This window comes from Ruegeria sp. SATB045 (genome assembly GCF_059613525.1).
On the sequence record NZ_JBXWSR010000019.1, the window covers coordinates 135,287 to 153,672 of the forward strand.

17 protein-coding genes and 1 pseudogene are annotated in these 18,386 nt (G+C 58.8%); 14 read left to right on the top strand and 4 right to left on the bottom strand.

Features of this window, described 5'->3' with window-relative positions; genetic code table 11:
- Positions 1-4 precede the first annotated feature (4 nt).
- From AC2FNR_RS06105 to AC2FNR_RS06130, 6 genes are all read left to right on the top strand, one after another.
- A complete protein-coding gene (locus AC2FNR_RS06105; protein ID WP_496848414.1) occupies positions 5-1,789 on the top strand; it encodes a sodium:solute symporter family protein in 1,785 nt (594 codons plus the stop codon).
- A gap of 110 nt (positions 1,790-1,899) precedes the next feature.
- The gene (locus tag AC2FNR_RS06110) at positions 1,900-3,723 is read left to right on the top strand and encodes a DUF294 nucleotidyltransferase-like domain-containing protein (RefSeq protein WP_496848415.1); all 1,824 of its coding nucleotides are present in this window, start codon (positions 1,900-1,902) and stop codon (positions 3,721-3,723) included.
- Between the two features lie 25 nt (positions 3,724-3,748).
- Positions 3,749-4,267 carry a hypothetical protein gene (locus AC2FNR_RS06115; RefSeq protein ID WP_496848416.1) on the top strand — a complete coding sequence of 173 codons (519 nt, stop codon included), beginning with the start codon at positions 3,749-3,751 and terminating at the stop codon, positions 4,265-4,267.
- A gap of 1 nt (position 4,268) precedes the next feature.
- On the top strand, positions 4,269-5,681 hold the full coding sequence (locus AC2FNR_RS06120) for a 3'-5' exonuclease (RefSeq protein ID WP_496848417.1): 1,413 nt from the start codon (positions 4,269-4,271) through the stop codon (positions 5,679-5,681).
- Between the two features lie 89 nt (positions 5,682-5,770).
- Entirely contained in the window at positions 5,771-6,271 is a 501-nt protein-coding gene (locus tag AC2FNR_RS06125; RefSeq protein ID WP_209196525.1) for a flavin reductase family protein, read from the top strand.
- Positions 6,272-6,325: 54 nt separating this feature from the next.
- Positions 6,326-7,027: a sulfotransferase family 2 domain-containing protein gene (locus AC2FNR_RS06130; RefSeq protein WP_496848418.1), complete on the top strand. Its 702-nt coding sequence runs from the start codon at positions 6,326-6,328 to the stop codon at positions 7,025-7,027.
- Here the strand turns inward: AC2FNR_RS06130 and AC2FNR_RS06135 are convergent, their stop codons facing one another.
- Genes AC2FNR_RS06135 through AC2FNR_RS06145 form a run of 3 tightly spaced genes read right to left on the bottom strand, consistent with a single transcriptional unit; the run spans position 7,028 to position 9,257 of the window.
- Entirely contained in the window at positions 7,028-7,507 is a 480-nt protein-coding gene (locus AC2FNR_RS06135; RefSeq protein ID WP_496848419.1) for a DUF6505 family protein, read from the bottom strand. It lies immediately after the preceding gene.
- A gap of 2 nt (positions 7,508-7,509) precedes the next feature.
- Positions 7,510-8,199, bottom strand: a complete 690-nt coding sequence (locus AC2FNR_RS06140) for a biotin/lipoate--protein ligase family protein (protein ID WP_496848420.1) — start codon at positions 8,197-8,199, stop codon at positions 7,510-7,512.
- Positions 8,196-9,257, bottom strand: a complete 1,062-nt coding sequence (locus AC2FNR_RS06145) for an Mrp/NBP35 family ATP-binding protein (RefSeq protein WP_496848421.1) — start codon at positions 9,255-9,257, stop codon at positions 8,196-8,198. Before AC2FNR_RS06145 ends, AC2FNR_RS06140 begins: the two co-directional genes overlap by 4 nt.
- Before the next feature lie 109 nt (positions 9,258-9,366).
- Between AC2FNR_RS06145 and AC2FNR_RS06150 the strand changes: the two genes are divergently transcribed.
- A complete protein-coding gene (locus AC2FNR_RS06150) occupies positions 9,367-10,095 on the top strand; it encodes a hypothetical protein (RefSeq protein ID WP_170352887.1) in 729 nt (242 codons plus the stop codon).
- Here AC2FNR_RS06150 and AC2FNR_RS06155 read toward each other — a convergent pair.
- The gene (locus AC2FNR_RS06155) at positions 10,089-12,041 is read right to left on the bottom strand and encodes a 4Fe-4S binding protein (protein WP_496848422.1); all 1,953 of its coding nucleotides are present in this window, start codon (positions 12,039-12,041) and stop codon (positions 10,089-10,091) included. The genes AC2FNR_RS06150 and AC2FNR_RS06155 overlap by 7 nt on opposite strands.
- 264 nt (positions 12,042-12,305) lie before the next feature.
- On the opposite strand from AC2FNR_RS06155, the gene AC2FNR_RS06160 reads away from it, so the two are divergent.
- From AC2FNR_RS06160 to AC2FNR_RS06190, 7 genes and pseudogenes are all read left to right on the top strand, one after another.
- A complete protein-coding gene (locus tag AC2FNR_RS06160) occupies positions 12,306-12,860 on the top strand; it encodes a DUF3305 domain-containing protein (protein WP_170352885.1) in 555 nt (184 codons plus the stop codon).
- Positions 12,848-13,441, top strand: a pseudogene (locus AC2FNR_RS06165) (DUF3306 domain-containing protein); the annotation flags it as partial. The gene AC2FNR_RS06160 and the pseudogene AC2FNR_RS06165, both read left to right, overlap by 13 nt.
- A gap of 4 nt (positions 13,442-13,445) precedes the next feature.
- Entirely contained in the window at positions 13,446-14,057 is a 612-nt protein-coding gene (locus AC2FNR_RS06170; protein ID WP_496848423.1) for a TorD/DmsD family molecular chaperone, read from the top strand.
- A gap of 63 nt (positions 14,058-14,120) precedes the next feature.
- Positions 14,121-14,309 (top strand): ubiquinol-cytochrome c reductase iron-sulfur subunit N-terminal domain-containing protein, encoded by a 189-nt coding sequence (locus tag AC2FNR_RS06175; RefSeq protein ID WP_170352882.1) that lies wholly within the window; start codon positions 14,121-14,123, stop codon positions 14,307-14,309.
- Positions 14,310-14,415: 106 nt separating this feature from the next.
- Positions 14,416-17,310, top strand: coding sequence for a formate dehydrogenase subunit alpha (locus AC2FNR_RS06180; RefSeq protein WP_496848424.1), 2,895 nt, complete (start codon positions 14,416-14,418; stop codon positions 17,308-17,310).
- Between the two features lie 12 nt (positions 17,311-17,322).
- The gene (fdh3B, locus tag AC2FNR_RS06185; protein ID WP_037307340.1) at positions 17,323-17,916 is read left to right on the top strand and encodes a formate dehydrogenase FDH3 subunit beta; all 594 of its coding nucleotides are present in this window, start codon (positions 17,323-17,325) and stop codon (positions 17,914-17,916) included.
- Positions 17,917-18,022: 106 nt separating this feature from the next.
- A complete protein-coding gene (locus AC2FNR_RS06190; RefSeq protein ID WP_496848425.1) occupies positions 18,023-18,373 on the top strand; it encodes a putative quinol monooxygenase in 351 nt (116 codons plus the stop codon).
- Positions 18,374-18,386: the final 13 nt, after the last annotated feature.

Consider the following 18,386-nt stretch of genomic DNA (forward strand, 5'->3'; position numbering starts at 1 on the left):
CAGCATGGACCAGTTTACCATCAACCTGCTGTTTGTCGGCGCGTCTTTTGCGCTGTACATCGGCATCGCGATCTGGGCCCGGGCGGGTTCCACATCGGAATTCTACGCCGCCGGTCGCGGCGTTCACCCGGTCACCAACGGTATGGCGACAGCAGCGGACTGGATGTCAGCGGCCTCGTTCATCTCGATGGCAGGCCTGATTGCCTTCACCGGCTATGACAACTCGACCTTCCTGATGGGGTGGACCGGTGGCTACGTGCTGCTGGCTCTGCTGCTTGCGCCGTACCTGCGTAAGTTCGGCAAATACACTGTCTCGGAATTCATCGGCGACCGTTTTTACAGCCAGACCGCACGTGTCGTTGCCGTGATCTGTCTGATCGTTGCATCGGTGACCTACGTGATCGGTCAGATGACCGGCGTTGGCGTGGCCTTTGGTCGTTTCCTTGAGGTGTCGAACACATCCGGTCTGCTGATCGGTGCCTGTGTGGTGTTTGCATACGCGGTGTTTGGTGGGATGAAGGGTGTGACCTACACTCAGGTTGCTCAGTACTGCGTGCTGATCACCGCCTACACCATCCCGGCCATCTTCATCTCGCTGCAGCTGACCGGCACCCCTGTTCCGGCGCTGGGATTGTTTGGTGACACCGCAAGCGGTGAGCCTCTGCTGACCAAGCTGGATGCCATCGTGACCGAGCTGGGCTTTAACGAATATACAGCCCACCACTCGAACACGCTGAACATGGTTCTGTTCACCCTGTCGCTGATGATCGGTACTGCGGGTCTGCCGCACGTCATCATGCGCTTCTTCACCGTTCCCAAAGTGTCTGACGCCCGCTGGTCCGCTGGCTGGACGCTGGTGTTCATCGCACTGCTGTACCTGACCGCCCCTGCGGTTGGCGCAATGGCTCGTCTGAACATCACCGACATGATGTGGCCTAATGGTGGCATCGAGGGCGGCGCTGTTTCTGTCGAAGCAATCGACACCGACCCGCGTTACGACTGGATGGCCACGTGGCAGAAAACCGGTCTGCTGGACTGGGAAGACAAGAACGGTGACGGTAAAATCCAGTACTATAACGACGCAAACGCCGACTTGCAGGCAATTGCCGAGGAAAAAGGCTGGGTTGGAAACGAGCTGACCAAGTTCAACCGTGACATCCTGGTTCTGGCCAACCCCGAAATTGCCAACCTGCCGGGTTGGGTGATCGGTCTGGTCGCGGCTGGTGGTCTTGCGGCCGCGCTGTCGACCGCTGCGGGCTTGTTGCTGGCGATCTCGTCGGCAGTGTCCCACGACCTGATCAAGGGCGCGATCAACCCGCAGATCTCGGAAAAAGGCGAGCTTTTGTCGGCGCGTATTGCAATGGCTGTAGCCATCGCTGTAGCAACGTGGCTGGGCCTGAATCCTCCGGGCTTCGCGGCGCAGACGGTGGCCTTGGCCTTCGGCCTGGCGGCAGCCTCGATCTTCCCGGCGCTGATGATGGGTATCTTCTCGACCCGCATCAACAACACCGGTGCGGTCGCGGGTATGCTGGCTGGTCTGGTTGTAACACTGATCTACATCTTCCTGCACAAGGGCTGGCTGTTCATTCCGGGCACCAACTCTTTCTCTGATGCTGATCCGCTGCTGGGTCCGATCAAGTCGACCTCGTTCGGGGCGATCGGTGCCATGGTCAACTTTGCCGTCGCCTACTTCGTGGCCGGTGCGACCAAGGAAACTCCGCAGGAGATCAAAGATCTGGTCGAAAGCGTCCGCATTCCCCGTGGCGCGGGTGCAGCTCAGAATAAATGAGCATGATGCGGCCCAAAGCCTACTTGCCAAAGGCCGCGTCTTTCGACTGACTACTCCCGCCCGGCACTCCACCGGGCGGGATTTTTAAACCGGAAACCGAGGAGTATTCCATGCCCCTGTCCCATGATGAGATCACCCGGTTTCTGAAATCCGTACACCCTTATGACGCCCTGCCAGCGAATGTCTTGGATGCCATCGCACACCAGATCGAGGTGTGGGAGGTCGAAGAGGACTTCACGGTCTACAAATTGGGTCATTCTTTACCCGGTGTTTTTGTGATCTATGAGGGACAGATTGAGATCAAAGACCGGAACGATGTCGTCGTTTCGCATCTTGGTCTACGAAACTCATTCGGTGAACGCGGGCTTTTGAAGGATGGCAAGGCAATCACCAAGGCACGCGCCGACGCCTCATCGGTGCTGTTGCTTTTGCCTCCGGATCTGGTGCGCGAATTGATCGCCGGACATGAAGTCGTCGCAAAGTTCTTCAACCGCAGCCGCACCACACGCGCGGGACCACAGAGTCTGGCCACCAGTTCGATCGACGTTCTGATGGCGCGCAACCCAGCCACCTGCCCGCCTGATACACCGGTCCGCGAAGCCGCGCAGCTGATGCGTGACAAGCATATCTCATCGCTGTGCGTAACGGATCAGGAAACTCTTCTTGGCATCGCGACCCTGCGCGACGTGTCCGGCAAGTTTGTCGCGGACGAAATGCCAGCGGACACGCCCGTTGCCGCGATCATGACCGCTAACCCGATTACCCTGTCACCTTCCGATATCGGCTCGGATGTTCTGCATATCATGATGGAACGGGGGATTGGCCATGTTCCAATCTCCGAAGGTGGGCGGTTAGTCGGTATCGTTACTCAAACCGACCTGACCCATTATCAGGCCGTCAATTCGGCCGAACTTGTGCGCCAGATTGCAGCCGCGCAGACAGCTCAACAAATGGCGACTGTGACCGATGAAATTCCTCAGCTTCTGGTACAGCTTGTTGCCGCTGGAAACCGGCACGAGATCGTCACGCGCCTGATCACGGATATCGCTGACACAGCCACCCGTCGACTGTTAGCCTTGGCCGAAGCCAAGCTTGGCCCGCCCCCCGTACCCTATCTGTGGCTGGCTTGCGGATCGCAAGGGCGGCAGGAACAGACTGGTGTCTCTGATCAGGACAATTGCTTGATGCTGGATGACAGCGTGACCGACGGTGACATGCCCTATTTTCATGCGATGGCACAGTTTGTATCGGACGGGCTGGACACATGCGGGTACTTCTATTGCCCCGGCGACATGATGGCGACAAACCCGCGCTGGTGCCAACCGGTACACGTGTGGCGCGACTATTTCAAAGGTTGGATCGCCAAGCCGAACCCCGAAGCACAAATGCTGGCATCCGTCATGTTTGACTTACGCCCGATCGGTGGCGCATTCGAGCTGTTCGACAAGCTGCAAGCCGATACGCTGGCTGCAGCCCGGGCGAATTCGATCTTTGTGGCGCACATGATTTCAAACTCGTTGAAACATACGCCTCCGCTTGGTTTGTTACGGGGATTTGCGACGATCCGGTCAGGTGAACACCGCAATACACTGGATTTAAAGCACAACGGTGTCGTTCCCGTCGTCGATCTGGCCCGGATTTACAGTTTGCAGGGCGAGCTTCCCGAGGCGAACACGCGCGCGCGTTTACGGGCGGCTGGAGCGGCTGGTATCCTAAGCGAGTCCGGAGCGCGGGACCTGCTGGATGCATACGATCTGATTGCTGAAACCCGTCTGGAACACCAGGTGCGGCTTGTAAAAAGTGGCGAAAAGCCGGACAACTTCATGCCACCCACGGCCCTGTCCGATTTCGAACGCAGCCATCTTCGGGACGCGTTCGTCGTGATCAAGACGATGCAATCGGCGGCGGGCCACGGAAAAGGTATGCTGGGTTGAACCGGCCGAAATTGGGAGAAACGCAATGTTCCTGGAACTGATCGCCACACTCTTCGCAGGCGTTGCATTTGCAGGCGTCGTGATGCTGGTGAACAAGATGACGGGCGGTCGCTTGCCAAGGTGGGCTGCCCCTGTTGCAGCCGGTTTGGGGATGATCGGAATGACCATTTCCAGCGAATATTCCTGGTATGACCGCACCAAAGATACGCTGCCTGAAGGCATGGCGATTATTCAAGAAATCGAAAGTCGCGCTTTTTATCGCCCCTGGACCTATGCGGTCCCCTTTGTTGAACGTTTTGCCGCGATTGACACAGCCTCGGTTCGGACCAACGAACAGGTGCCCGAGCAACGGTTGGTAGACCTTTACTTTTTTGGGCGCTGGTCCCCGGTTTCCAAGCTGCCGATCGCTGTGGATTGCGCACAAAACCAGCGCGCCAATCTGGCGGACGGGGCCGAATTCGGATCCGAAGGTCAGCTGCTGAACGCCGACTGGATCAACGCAGAAACCAACGACCCCATCATCGAGGCCACCTGCGGAGTGTAACATGCTGACCCGGTTAAGCCTGCGCTTACGCATCTTCCTGTTTTTTTGCCTGCTGGCTGTAGGCGGGTTAGCTGTCAGTTCTCTCGCCTTGTGGATCAGTTATCGGCGCGTTGCAGATCCTGAATTGGTCAACGCCTTCATCTTTGCTGAAATCCTTATGGCTTTTGGCTTTGTGGCGCTGATAGTCGCCGTTTGGTTGCTGTTTGATGACAACGTCGCCAAGCCGATCGAGCGTCTTTCGGCTGAGCTGCGCGCGCGCGCACACGCAGGCGTCAACCGGGAAATGGATGTTCAGGCCGCGCGTTACCTGGGTGATCTGGCCCCTGCTGCGGCTGGTCTGGCCGACCAGCTGTCAGAGAAGACTATGAGCGTAGCCGAAGCCGTCGCTGCTGAAACCGCCCATCTTGCTGCCGAAAAGCAGAGGCTGACAGCCTTGCTGACCGACATTCCGGTGGCCATGCTGCTGGCCAGCCCGACGCATAAGATCGTGCTCTATGATGGTCAGGCGGCCGAAGTTCTGGCGCAGATTTCACATCCCCGCCTGAATGCGTCGATGTCCGAGTATTTTCAGATGGGTCCCTTGGAACAAGCCTTTGCCAAACTTACCAAAACAGGGCTTGAGGTCGGTTGCACTCTTACAAGTATCGACGGCACACAAAACTATATGACGCGTATGAAACCCTTGGGCGACGCACCAGGTTACATGCTGATTTTTGACGACAGTGCCACAAACATCGCGCCCGAGGCCGCGCGGCCGCTGGTCTATGACTTTGCCCTATTGAACTCGGCTGCCAATAAGGAACTGCGTACACTTGACCTGCGCGAGCTTTGCTTTGTTGTGTTCGATACCGAAACTACGGGGCTGCTGCCACACAAGGACGAAATTGTGCAGATCGGAGCAGTGCGTGTCGTAAATGGCCGGATCATTGAAGGCGAACGGCTGGATGTATTGGTCAACCCCGGTATGCCAATCCCTGCTGCCTCGACCAAGGTTCACAAAATCACAGACAATATGGTCTCGGGCGCGCCTGGAATCGCCGAGGCTGGCAAGGTCTTTCATCAATTTGCGCAGGACGCGGTGATCGTGGCCCATAATGCGCCATTCGACATGGCTTTTCTGCGCCGTCATGCGAACCGGATGGGCGTTGAATGGAACCACCCCATTCTGGATACTGTCCTGCTGTCCGCCGTTCTGTTCGGCGCCAGTGACACACACACACTGGACGCCGTGTGTGACAGGCTCGACATCACTATCCCGCCAGAGTTGCGCCATACGGCGCTGGGGGATGCGGTCGCAACGGCCGAGGCGCTGGTTCGTATGTTACCGATGCTTGAGGCGCGTGGCATGACCAACTTTGGCGCGGTGATCGAGGCGACCCGTCAGCACGGACGCTTACTGGAAGATCTGAACTAGGCTGGAAAAATACAGTTTCAAGCGCAGCTTTTCGTGGACAATTTCACTGGGCCGTGGCACCTGAGGCGCGGCCACTTAATGAGCGCGTGATGACCGAGACCACTTTCACCCCATCCCCCGACCAAAGCATCGCTTTCCGCGAAGCGTTGGGCTGTTTCGGAACAGGGGTCACCGTTGTGACAACGCATACCGAAATGGGGCCGCGGGCGATCACGGTGAATTCGTTTTCGTCGGTCTCGCTGGACCCACCTCTGGTTCTTTGGTGCCTTGCAAAGGACTCAAACCGGTTCGGCGCGTTCCATAACTGCCAGCATTATTCGATCCATGTCATGGCCGAAGATCAGCAGGATCAAGCACTGAAGTTTGCCGAAAATGGCGAAGACTTCTCGCACGCAGATTGGATAGCTGACCATGCCAAGCGTCCGCACCTGTCTGATTGCCTTGCTCGGTTTGATTGCACGCTAAACGCCCAACACGATGCCGGAGATCACCTTATCCTGATTGGCCAGGTCGAAAAGGTGATGTACCGCACAGGCAAGGGGTTGATTTTCAAGCGTGGACAATTTGGGGGATTTGCCGATCTAATATAGATCAATAAGCCCAAATTACATTGCTATATCTGAATAATATAGCAATGTAGTGCGATGATCGGCACCAGGAATAAAATAGTCTTCGTCCACATACCCAAAACCGGCGGAAGCTCGGTCGCATGGGCGTTACGTAAGGAATTTGATCGGCCGAATCCGTTGCAGCGGATGTTAAAAAGCTTGGACGGTCGAACGATAAACAGGGGCATCTACCAAAAGTCGCGGTTCCAGCCGCTTCCAGATCATGCCAAGGCGATAGACTATCTGGAACGCTTGGGCCCAGTGTATTGGACAATGCGCTCGGTTGCATTCGTTCGTAATCCATTCGACTTGTTGATTTCACTTTATAGCTACATCCAACAAACCGAAATTCATCATGACCACCAGGCGGTCAAAGGTATTTCTTTTGAAGAGTTTATATTGACGCGCTGCGGAGGCGAGCTTTCACCTTACAGACAAACAAGTTTTCTGTTGGACGAACAGAACCGATGTCTTGTCAGCTATGTTGGCCGAATGGAAAACCTAGGCACCAACTTCCAGAGTTTTTGTGCGAAAGTCGACATCCAAGCCAGTTTAAGCCACCAAAACAAGTCCAATAGATCAAGGGTAGTTGCGGATCACTACAACTCCGAGATGATAGATATTGTCGTCGAAACGTTCCGCGCGGATTTCAACTTACTAGGCTACAGCACTGATCCGAATAACCAATCCATAGACCAGATGGAGTTGCTGAAGCACCCTAAGCTGAAACCAATTTAGTCACTCGTCCAGCGACCCATGCACGGCCAGTGCCTCAAGTTGGGTTTCCTGCGGGGTGATGATGCGGAAAGCCTCATGCAAACCCGTCTCGGATAGTTCACGCGCGACGGTCAGCAGGGTGTTGGGCGCATGTTCTTCGCATAGCTCGGACATATGAGTGATTTCGGCTTGCGCGACGCCCATCGCCGCCTCAACCGAAGGCGCGCCGTAGATTTGTACGAAATGCTCGGCCAGGTTCTGCGCAATCTGGTCGATCTCGGCTGGTTCCACTTGCGTCACTGCCACGAATGTCACCCGGCCAAAGGTCTCGACACCCAGCCATCCGTTCGCGAAAGCCTGCCGGGCCTTGCCCTCAAGATCGCCCTCGCCCCAGTTCGAAAACTCGAACCCGCCAGAGATGCACCACTCGCCCGTGCGGGCCGGGGAATGAAATACGTTCATGTCGCTTTCGTCGAAATGGATCGCGCGGGCCAGTTTCATCTTTAGTTCTCCAGTAGATCCGTCAAGGGGCGCAGGGTTGTTTCGGCACCGTCGCGGATCAGCATTCCGAACCGCTCGTCGGCGCCCAGAAAGACACCTGTGTCATAGGGTTCGCCCACCCCGCGTAGCAGCCCCATCCATTCGGCATGAAGCGGCGCATTTCCGTCCTCTTGCCAGCGGTTGAGCCATGTCAGCATATGCCTCGACCAGCTTTCAACCAGTTGAGTCGGCGACACCTCAGCACAGCCCTCATCATAAAGCGCTGTAATATCTGGGTTTTCGCCGGGCGCATCGCTGATTTGCAGCAGTGCCAGTTCCCAGCCGACGATCAGCCAATCGGGCTCTTCCTCGGGCGCGGTGCTTGAGGCCGTGACCTGAAACATCCCACATTTAGCCCCGTTCACACAGATCGGGCCGTCCCAGTCCAGATGGACCGCCACTTCGGGCGGGGCCAGCGCGCCCAGTGCGTTCTGAAACCCCACGGCACAGAGCGGCAACATCGCCATCGCGTCCTGCAGCGGAACTTCGGGTGCAAAGACGATAGCCACGCGTAAGCGGTCAGCCTGAATGTTGTAAACCACGGTGCCCGCATCGCATCCCAGCGCGGCCATGGCTTGCGCGCGCTGAAACGGATCTTGTCCCCCCTGCACCGGGTGACCGACCAACAGAGGGGGAAAAACCGGCTCGCTCATGCGTTGCCCTTGGCGATCAAGTCGCGGGCGATTTTGCGGAACGCGTCGGCCTGCGGGCTGTCGGGTTTGCTGACCACGATGGGCGCACCCCCATCAGCGGCCACGCGAATGTCCAGATGCAACGGGATTTCCCCCAGCAGCGGTACACCCAGCGATTCAGCCTCGGATTTCACGCCACCATGGCCGAACACATGTTCCTCATGCCCGCAATTCGAACAGATATGGGTGGACATGTTCTCGATCATGCCGGCGATGGGCGTTTTCAACTGGTTGAACATGTCGATCCCCTTGCGGGCATCGATCAGGGCTACGTCCTGCGGGGTCGACACAACAATCGCGCCATCCACCTGGAACTTTTGGCTCAGCGTCAGTTGCACGTCACCGGTGCCGGGCGGCAGGTCTACGATCAGCACATCCAGCGCGCCCCATTGCACCTGGTTCATCATCTGCTGCAACGCGCCCATCAGCATCGGGCCTCGCCAGACAACCGCTTGCCCTTCGTTGGTCATCAGCCCCATCGACATCATGGTGACGCCGTGATTGCGCAGCGGCAGGATCGTTTTGCCATCCGGGCTGGCCGGACGCCCTGAGACACCCAGCATCCGGGGCTGCGACGGACCATAGACATCCGCATCCAACAGACCCACGCGCCGCCCCTCGGCGGCCAGCGCACAGGCGAGGTTCGCGGAAACGGTCGATTTACCGACACCCCCCTTGCCCGAGGCCACGGCGATGATGCGATCCACACCCGCCACCGGCTGTGGCCCGGTTTGCGAGGGTTTGGGTTTCGGCTTCAGATCCGGCGGTGCCTTGTCGGAATGCGCCGTCAGCATGGCCGAGACCTTGGACACACCATCCACCATCTGCGCGGCCTGCTCGGCCGCTGCGCGCACGGGTTCCATCTTGTCGGCGTTCTTAGGGTCGATCTCCATCACGAAGCGTACGGTGTCACCTTCGACATTCAGGGCACGCACGATCCCGGCGCTGACAATGTCTTGTCCGGACATGGGATCGGTGATTTTTTTCAGGTTCGCCAGAACTGCGTCACGAACACTCATGCCTTTTCTCCGTGTGTCGACCCAACCAAGTGGTTGATTTTCATTGCATGTGTCTCCGTCTCATTCAGTTTATTTGACGCAATCGGGGCGCTGCCGTTAGGCTGACCCCATGCGCGTTATCCTTTTGTGCCTGAGCCTGACGCTCTCCGCCACCCCCTCTTGGTCGCAAGAGGCGCTGGGACTGGCTGCCCCGCCCGAGGTTGCCGACTCTGGTCTGTTGCAACATATTCTTCCGCGCTTCTCGCTCAAGACCGGGATACGCGTTATTGCGGATGATACCGGCGTTTTGGTGTTGGAAAGCGGCCCACCGGGTGATCCGGTCTTTGCCCGCGACGGTGTGATCTATCACCTCAGGATCGGCGAGGATGCCAAACACGAACGTTTCCGCGACTGGCTGCTGTCCGATATCGGCAAGCGCACGGTTGAAGGGTTTGCTCCGGAAACCGGCGCGCCCTTCTCGGCCGAGTTCGAAGTTGCCGCGGTGCAGGAAGAGGTGGTTGTTGATGGCGACGCCGCATGGGGAGAAGAGCTGTCGATGACTCATTGCGGGCGGTGCCACGTGATCGGCCCGCAAAACCGCATGAATGGGCTGGGCTCGACGCCATCCTTTGCCGTCCTGCGCGCCATGCCCGACTGGTCGGAACGGTTCGAGGCGTTCTTTGCCCTTAACCCACACCCCGCCTTTACCCAGATCGACGGGCTGACGTTGCCTTTTGACCCCGAACGCCCCTCGCCCATCCACCCCGTCCAGATGACGCTGGACGAGTTGGAGGCGATACTGGCCTTTGTTTCGGTCATCAAAGCCGCGGATCTGGGCGCACCGTTGCAGCTTCAGTGATCCTTGCGCTTTGAGAAATAATCCTCGGTCGTAACAACCTTGGGACGCGGCGCAGACTGGAACGGGTTGTCCTGTTGCTGGAACTGTGCGTTCACACGGCAGTTGTCGCACATCTGGATCATCCGCGCCTTGTCCGAGGTGGCAAACATCGGATGTGTGCCCGACAGCTTCTCCATGATCCTTTCAACTGTGGATTTCACACCGAACAGCGCGCCACATTCGACGCATGCAAAGGGCTCTTCCTCGTTCAACACCTGCTGAGACAGGGCGGCATCGCTCAGGTCCAGTTGCGGGACCAGCGTGATCGCGTCCTCGGGGCAGATTGTTCGGCACATACCGCATTGCAGGCAGGCATCCTGCTGGAAGTTCAACTGCGGCATGTCGGGGTTGTCGATCAACGCCCCCGACGGGCAGAGCGACACGCAGCTTAGGCACAGCGTGCAACTGTCGGTGTTCACCGCCACCGCTCCGTAAGGCGCATCTTCGGGCAATGGCAACGGAGCTTCGGCCTGAGGGTTGAGCGCCTGCGCGGCCAAGCGTGCGATTTGACGCCGGTTTCCCAAGGGAAGCACCGGATCGGCCAAAGGCTCTGGTACGTCCTGTGCGTATAGTTCGTCAGACATCGCATCCGGATCAGCCTGATCAATCAGGCCCAGCTTCCCCGCGCCTGCTATGGCCTCGGCCAGTGCCAGTTCACGATCCAACGCGTCCCGCTCGGTCGTTGGTGCCAGCAAGACATCCACACGAGCAAACCCATGGGCCAGCGCGGCCAGCATTTCGGAATGGCCAAACCCCGAGATCACGTTCAGTTCCAATGGGATCACGTCGGCAGGCAAACCACGACCAAAGCGGGCGGACAGCCGGATCATTTCAGCCCCGTGGGCATCATGAACCAGCAGCCGGGGCGCTTGTCCCTCGGCCCGTCGATAAGTGCGCGCCAGAATGTGCATCCGGGACAAAAGTGCTGCAACCGGCGGGTCTTCGTAGGTGATCGCCGTCGAGGGGCAAACCGCCGCGCATTCTCCGCATCCGGCGCAGATCATAGGATCGATCGCCACATGTTCACCCGCAGAGGTGATCGCTCCAGTCGGGCAGATGTCCAGACAGTTCGAACACCCTACCTGTTCGGCGCGGGAATGGGCGCAGAGGGTTTCCTCCATCCGCACATAAAGAGGTTTTTCAAAGGTGCCGACCAGTTGCGCGGCCTCAAAGGCCAGACGTTCAACAGCGACCGTATCCTTGGGATCGGCCCTCAGATACCCCTCGCGCTTGGAAGGGGCCTGCACGAAAGGCGTATCAACGGTCAGATCCAGCACGATATCGCAGGAGGAGCCCGCCCCGTCGCGCGGTTCAGACCATGCAAACGCCCCGCGCCCGCCGGGTTCTAACTGTTGTAGCGCATCCAGCCGCAGGGAAAATCCGCCCAAAGCACCGGTCAGCGACCGAACGCGCCCGCGCACCACATCATAGGCGCGCGAAATCGGCTCGCTATCGTCGGTGCTCAGGACCGTGACGGCCAAGGTCGGCGAAAGACGCTCGGCCAGATCAAACGCCACCGCGCCGGGGCCGATGATAAAACACGTGCCTTCGCTGACGACATCCACGCTGGGCGTGATCGGCTGCGGCAACAGCGCCTCGGCCGCCAGCGCAGCCATCTTGGGGGCGGCATCCGCGCCCTCATCCGACCATCCCGCGCGGTCACGTAGATCGACGAAACCAGGTGCCTCGACCCCAAGCTCATCGGCCAAGTTGCGAAAAACTTCCTGCTCTTGCCCACAGGCGACGATCACGTCACCGTCTTGCATAAAATTCGCAGCTGTCTCCAACTCGCGCGTACACAGCGCCGTGTGGACCTTGGAACATGTCGCATCGCAGGCGGATGCCATCTTGTCTGCGTCCACGCGCTGAGTGCCCGCGCAGTCGCATAATAGTAGTTTGGTGCTCATATCCCCTCCCCGGATGTCGCGCCATCTCACAGCACAGTAGGCTGTATTCGAGGGACGGCAATGTAAACCCCATCGCAAACACGCCAAATCCAACCCCCGGACGCGCTACACAACCCTGTTTTTCTACCCGGGAACAAGGCCCCTCACGAACTCGCTATCGACGTATGCGACTAAAGTCGTAGTGCTTGGACTTGGCAGAAGATCATTTTGTGTACCATAGTGGACACGGGGAAGGCAGGGGAGAGCCTTCCGGGGAGGATTTACGTGGCGAAGGCCGCTACTCAGATTGAAATGCCGATAGGCGTTGTTGTGCGCAAAACACCCGGTGTCACTCGCTGGGCGAAATGGAACTGGCGTGCGATTGCGGTGTTGCCCGGTGCGGGCCCTGCCGATTGGCACGAAATGCGCCGGGAAGGCGAAGCTGTGGAATACCACGCGGCCACCCTGCCCCTCACTTTGTGGGCGGATGAGACCGAGGCGTATATGGTCAACCTGTCCGACGGCACGCCCTCGATATACCTTGTGCTGCGCGATGCGCTGGACGGGCAGCGCCCGATGGATGCTGTGCTGGTTACTGCCTCACCCTATGAAGGGCAGGATTACGCGGATACCGGTGAAGAGATTGTCGAGAAAATTCCAATGACCGACGGGCTGATCGCCTGGGTACGGGATTTTGCGTTGGAACATCACCGCGATGAAGTCTTCGTTAAACGCAAGCGCGACAAGAAACGCACTGATCTGGTCGAAGATGGCAAAGGCGATGCGCGCATACGGCAAGAGTCCGATGTTTACCGCGCCCCGCGGAGGATCATCCAATGACTGAAGCCCGCGATTTCTGGTCCCGCCGCAAAGCCGCCGTTCAGGCCGAGGCTCAGGCCGAAGTAATCGCAGCCGAAGAACAGGTGATCGCAGACCAGCGCGCCGAGCTTGAGGAAAAGACCGACGTCGAGATTCTGGCCGAGCTTAACCTCCCCGATCCCGATCAGTTACAAGCGGGCGATGACGTCTCGGGCTTTATGGCCAAAGCCGTTCCCGATCGTCTGCGCCGCCGCGCCCTGCGCAGGTTGTGGCGGCTGAACCCGGTGTTGGCCAATGTCGATGGGCTGGTCGATTATGGCGAAGACTATACCGACGCGGCCTGTGTGATCGAAAACCTGCAGACCGCCTATCAGGTCGGCAAGGGCATGTTGGCTCATGTCGAAGCGCTGGCCGCCAAGGCCGAAGTCGAGGCGGAAGACTCCGATATCGAGGTCGAGGCCGAGGAGCCTCAGCCTGAACCCGAAGAGATCGACACCCCGGACCCAGAGCCCGTTCTCTTGGCTGAAATAGAACCAGACGCGCCGGAGGAGGCGGAAGTCGCCCCTGCCCCGCGCCGCATGAAATTTGAATTCGAAGGATAACCGAATGACCGCAAGTGAAGCGCAACAGATGGATGTCTCGGCCGAGGATCGCCTGCGCGCGGATTTCTATAACTTTCTGGGCCTGCTGTTGGCCGGTCCGCCAGATCAGATGCTGCTGGACCAGATGGTGAGCCTCAGCGGCGATGACAGCGATCTGGGTCAGGCCATCCAAGCGATGGCGCGGGTGGCCAAAGTCACCAAACCTGCGGCTGCTGAACGTGAGTTCAACGCACTGTTCATTGGGTTGGGACGCGGAGAGCTTCTGCCCTATGCCAGCTTTTACCTGACCGGATTCCTGAACGAGAAACCATTGGCTCAGCTGCGCAATGACATGGCCGTGCGCGGTATTACCCGGGCGCAAAACGTCTATGAACCTGAAGACAACATCGCCTCGTTGATGGAGACGATGGCGGGGATGATCGTCGGCCGGTTCGGCACGCCCGCGTCTTTGGAAGACCAGAAAGCGTTCTGGAACAAACATATCGGCCCTTGGGCCACGCATTTCTATTCGGATTTGGAAGGCGCCGAGAACTCGGTCCTCTATGCCTCGGTCGGCACTGCCGGTCGGGTCTTCATGGAGATCGAGCGCGAAGCTTTCCGAATGTCGGCAGCGTGAGACGTTGTCATTCGCCAGCGTCCCTTGCGGGGCGTTAAACTGCAAATGGGAAAGGAGAACCCCATGAGCAAGACCAAGGAAGAAGGTGCAACGCGCCGCGACTTCCTCAAACTGGCCGGAACCGCAGCACCCGCTGCTGTCGCCGCAGCCAGCCTGACCGGACAGGCCGAAGCAGCCGAGCTGCCCACGGACGAAACCCGGATGCAGGACACCGCGCATACACGCGCATATCTGGAAAGCACCCGGTTCTAGGATCGGACGTTTTCACCACCCGACAGACGGTTGCGATTGGCCCTGACGTCGGTTTTGCGAAGTACCAAGCAGCCGTGGCTGACACGGCACGCAAGGGAGGAAAGTAATGCTTAGGAAAAAGACCAACGGGGTTGCGAGACGCCCCCAGCGGACAAGTATCCTGTCCCAGGTCGGCGAGAAAACCGTCGATCGCCGCGCATTTCTGCGTGGCTCGGGCCTGACGATCGGCGGCCTTGCCGCGATCAGCGCCACGGGTGGAACCGTGACGCCAGCCAGTGCCCAGACAGCGGCGAACACGGCCGTTGAAAACATCAAATCCGTATGCACCCACTGCTCGGTTGGCTGTACCGTCGTTGCCGAAGTGCAGAATGGCGTCTGGATCGGGCAGGAACCCGGCTGGGACAGCCCGTTCAACCTGGGTGCGCACTGCGCCAAGGGGGCCTCGGTCCGCGAGCACGCTCATGGCGAACGCCGCCTTAAGTACCCGATGAAAAAGGAAGGCGGAGAGTGGAAGCGCATCAGCTGGGAACAGGCGATCGACGAGATCGGCGACGGCATGATGAACATCCGCCAGGAATCCGGGCCGGACAGCGTGTACTGGCTGGGTTCTGCGAAACACAATAACGAACAGGCTTATCTGTTCCGCAAGTTCGCCGCCTACTGGGGCACGAACAACGTGGACCATCAGGCCCGTATCTGCCACTCAACCACTGTTGCGGGCGTTGCGAACACATGGGGCTATGGCGCCATGACCAACTCGTACAACGACATGCACAACAGCCGGGCCATCTTTATCATCGGTGGTAACCCGGCCGAGGCGCACCCCGTCTCGCTGCTGCATATCCTGCGTGCGAAAGAGCAAAACAACGCGCCCCTGATCGTCTGCGACCCGCGCTTTACGCGCACCGCGGCCCACGCGGATGAATATGTCCGTTTCCGCCCCGGCACCGACGTTGCACTGGTCTGGGGCATCCTGTGGCACATCTTCGACAACGGCTGGGAGGACAAAGAGTTCATCCGCACCCGTGTCTGGGGTATGGACCAGATCCGCGAAGAGGTTGCCAAGTGGAACCCCGACGAGGTTGAACGCGTCACCGGTACGCCCGGCTCGCAGCTGCGCCGCGTAGCCCGGACCATGGTGAACAACCGTCCTGGTACCGTCGTATGGTGCATGGGTGGTACACAGCACACCAACGGCAACAACAACACCCGCGCCTACTGCGTGCTGCAGCTTGCGCTTGGCAACATGGGCACTTCGGGTGGTGGCACCAACATCTTCCGCGGCCACGACAACGTGCAGGGCGCAACAGACCTTGGTGTTCTGTCCCACACCCTGCCCGGCTACTATGGCCTGTCCAAGGGTGCTTGGGGCCACTGGGCGCGTGTCTGGGGTGAAGACCCTGAATGGCTAGCGGGTCAGTTCGCCACGATCAAGGACAAGGAAGGCAAGGACAAGCCGCTTCAGAACGAGCGCGGCATCCCGGTCTCCCGTTGGATCGATGGTGTTCTGGAAGACCCAGCCAACATGGATCAGGACAATAATGTCCGTGCCATGGTTCTGTGGGGCCACGCGCCCAACTCGCAGACCCGGATGACGGAAATGAAGACGGCGATGGAGAAGCTGGACATGCTGGTCGTGATCGACCCGTACCCCACCGTCTCGGCCGTGCTGCATGACCGCACCGACGGCGTCTACCTGTTGCCTGCCTGTACGCAGTTCGAAACACGTGGCTCGGCCACGGCATCGAACCGGTCGCTGCAGTGGCGCGACAAGGTGGTTGATCCGCTGTTCGAAAGCTTGCCGGACGAGGTCATCATGGCCAAGTTCGCCAACAAGTTCGGCTGGGCGGACCGCTTCTTCCGTAATATCGAGATGGAAGATGCCGAGACCCCGAATGTTGAAAGCATCACGCGTGAATTCAACTCGGGCCTCTGGACCATCGGCTATACCGGGCAGTCGCCGGAACGTCTGAAAAGCCACATGGCCAACCAGCACACGTTCGACAGAACCACGCTGCAAGCCATCGGTGGACCCAACGACGGCGAATACTACGGCCTTCCGTGGCCCTGCTGGGGCACGCCGGAGATGGGTCATACGGGGACACCGAACCTCTATGACATGTCCAAACCGGTGGCCGAAGGCGGCCTGACTTTCCGCGCCCGTTTCGGTGTGGAACGCGATGGTGACAACCTGCTGGCCGAAGGGGTCTATAGCGTTGGATCGGAAATTCAGGATGGTTATCCGGAATTCACGATGCAGATGCTGATGGATCTTGGCTGGGATGGCGATCTGACAGCCGAGGAACGCGCGGCGATTGACGCTGTTGCGGGTCCTGAAACCAATTGGAAGACCGACCTCTCCGGCGGTATCCAGCGGGTTGCGATCAAGCATGGCTGTGCGCCCTTCGGGAACGCCAAAGCCCGCGCGGTCGTCTGGACCTTCCCGGATCCGATCCCACTGCACCGCGAGCCGCTATATACCAACCGGCGCGATCTGGTGGAGGACTATCCGACCTACGAGGACCGTCAGGCTTATCGTCTACCCACCCTTTATGCTTCGATCCAAAAGAACGACTTTTCAAAGGATTATCCGATAATCCTGACGTCAGGTCGTCTGGTCGAATATGAAGGTGGTGGTGATGAAACCCGGTCGAACCCGTGGCTGGCCGAGCTTCAGCAGGACATGTTCGTCGAGATCAACCCCCGCGATGCCAACAACCTTGGTATTCGTGACGGATCACAGGTCTGGGTCGAAGGTCCTGAGGGCGGAAAGGTCAAGGTGATGGCGATGCTGACCAACAGGGTTGGCGCCGGCGTGGCCTTTATGCCGTTCCACTTTGGCGGCCATTTCCAGGGCGAGGACCAGCGGCACAAATACCCCGCAGGTGCAGACCCCTATGTCTTGGGTGAAAGTTCTAACACCGCCCAGACCTATGGCTACGACTCAGTAACCCAGATGCAGGAGACCAAGTGTACTCTCTGCAAGATCTCGGCAGCGTAAAGGAGGACGAAAATGGCTAGAGCAAAGTTTCTCTGCGACGCTGAACGCTGCATCGAGTGCAACGCCTGTGTCACCGCGTGTAAGAACGAACACGAGGTGCCATGGGGCATCAACCGCCGCAGGGTGGTGACGATCAATGACGGCAACCCGGGCGAACGCTCGATCTCGGTGGCCTGTATGCATTGTTCGGATGCGCCTTGCATGGCGGTGTGCCCGGTCGACTGCTTCTATCAGAACGAAGAAGGGGTCGTCCTGCACTCCAAAGACCTGTGCATTGGCTGTGGCTATTGCTTCTACGCGTGCCCCTTCGGTGCGCCGCAATACCCGCAGGCGGGCAACTTCGGATCGCGCGGCAAGATGGACAAATGTACCTTCTGCGCCGGCGGTCCCGAGGAAACGCACTCGACCGCAGAGTTTGCCAAATATGGTCGCAACCGGATCGCCGAGGGCAAACTGCCCATCTGCGCCGAGATGTGTTCCACCAAGGCCCTGCTTGCCGGTGACGGTGACGTGGTCTCGGCCATCTACCGCGAACGTGTTGTGGCGCGCGGGTTTGGCTCGGGCGCGTGGGGTTGGGGCACCGCCTACGACCAGAAAGACGGCTAAGGTCTAACCGAAGCTCGACAGCCCCCTGCGCTAGGTCGGGGGCTGTCTTACTCTTGCCGGTGGCCGCCTGTCGGTCGCCGCCTTTCCTGTCGAAGGTGGGACGCTCATGACCGATGATATCTACTGGCTGTTGAAGCTGGACCTGAACCCAGAAAAACAGTCCGAGTTCGAGGCCCTGATGGCCGAAATGGTCGCCGCGACCCTCGAGGAAACAGGTGCCAAAACCTATGAGTGGCACCAAAGCGACAGCGGCATTCACATCTATGAACGTTACGCAAGTTCAGATGATGCGATGATTCATATGCAGAATTTTGGGGCAAATTTCGCGGATCGGTTTATGTCCTTACTTACGCCGGTTCAGTTTGATGTCTACGGCCCCGCGAAAGACGACCTTCAGACGGCCCTGTCCCCTGTCGGAGCCGTTTTTCACAAGCAGATCGGCGGCTTTGACCGCTGACACGACCAAGAAT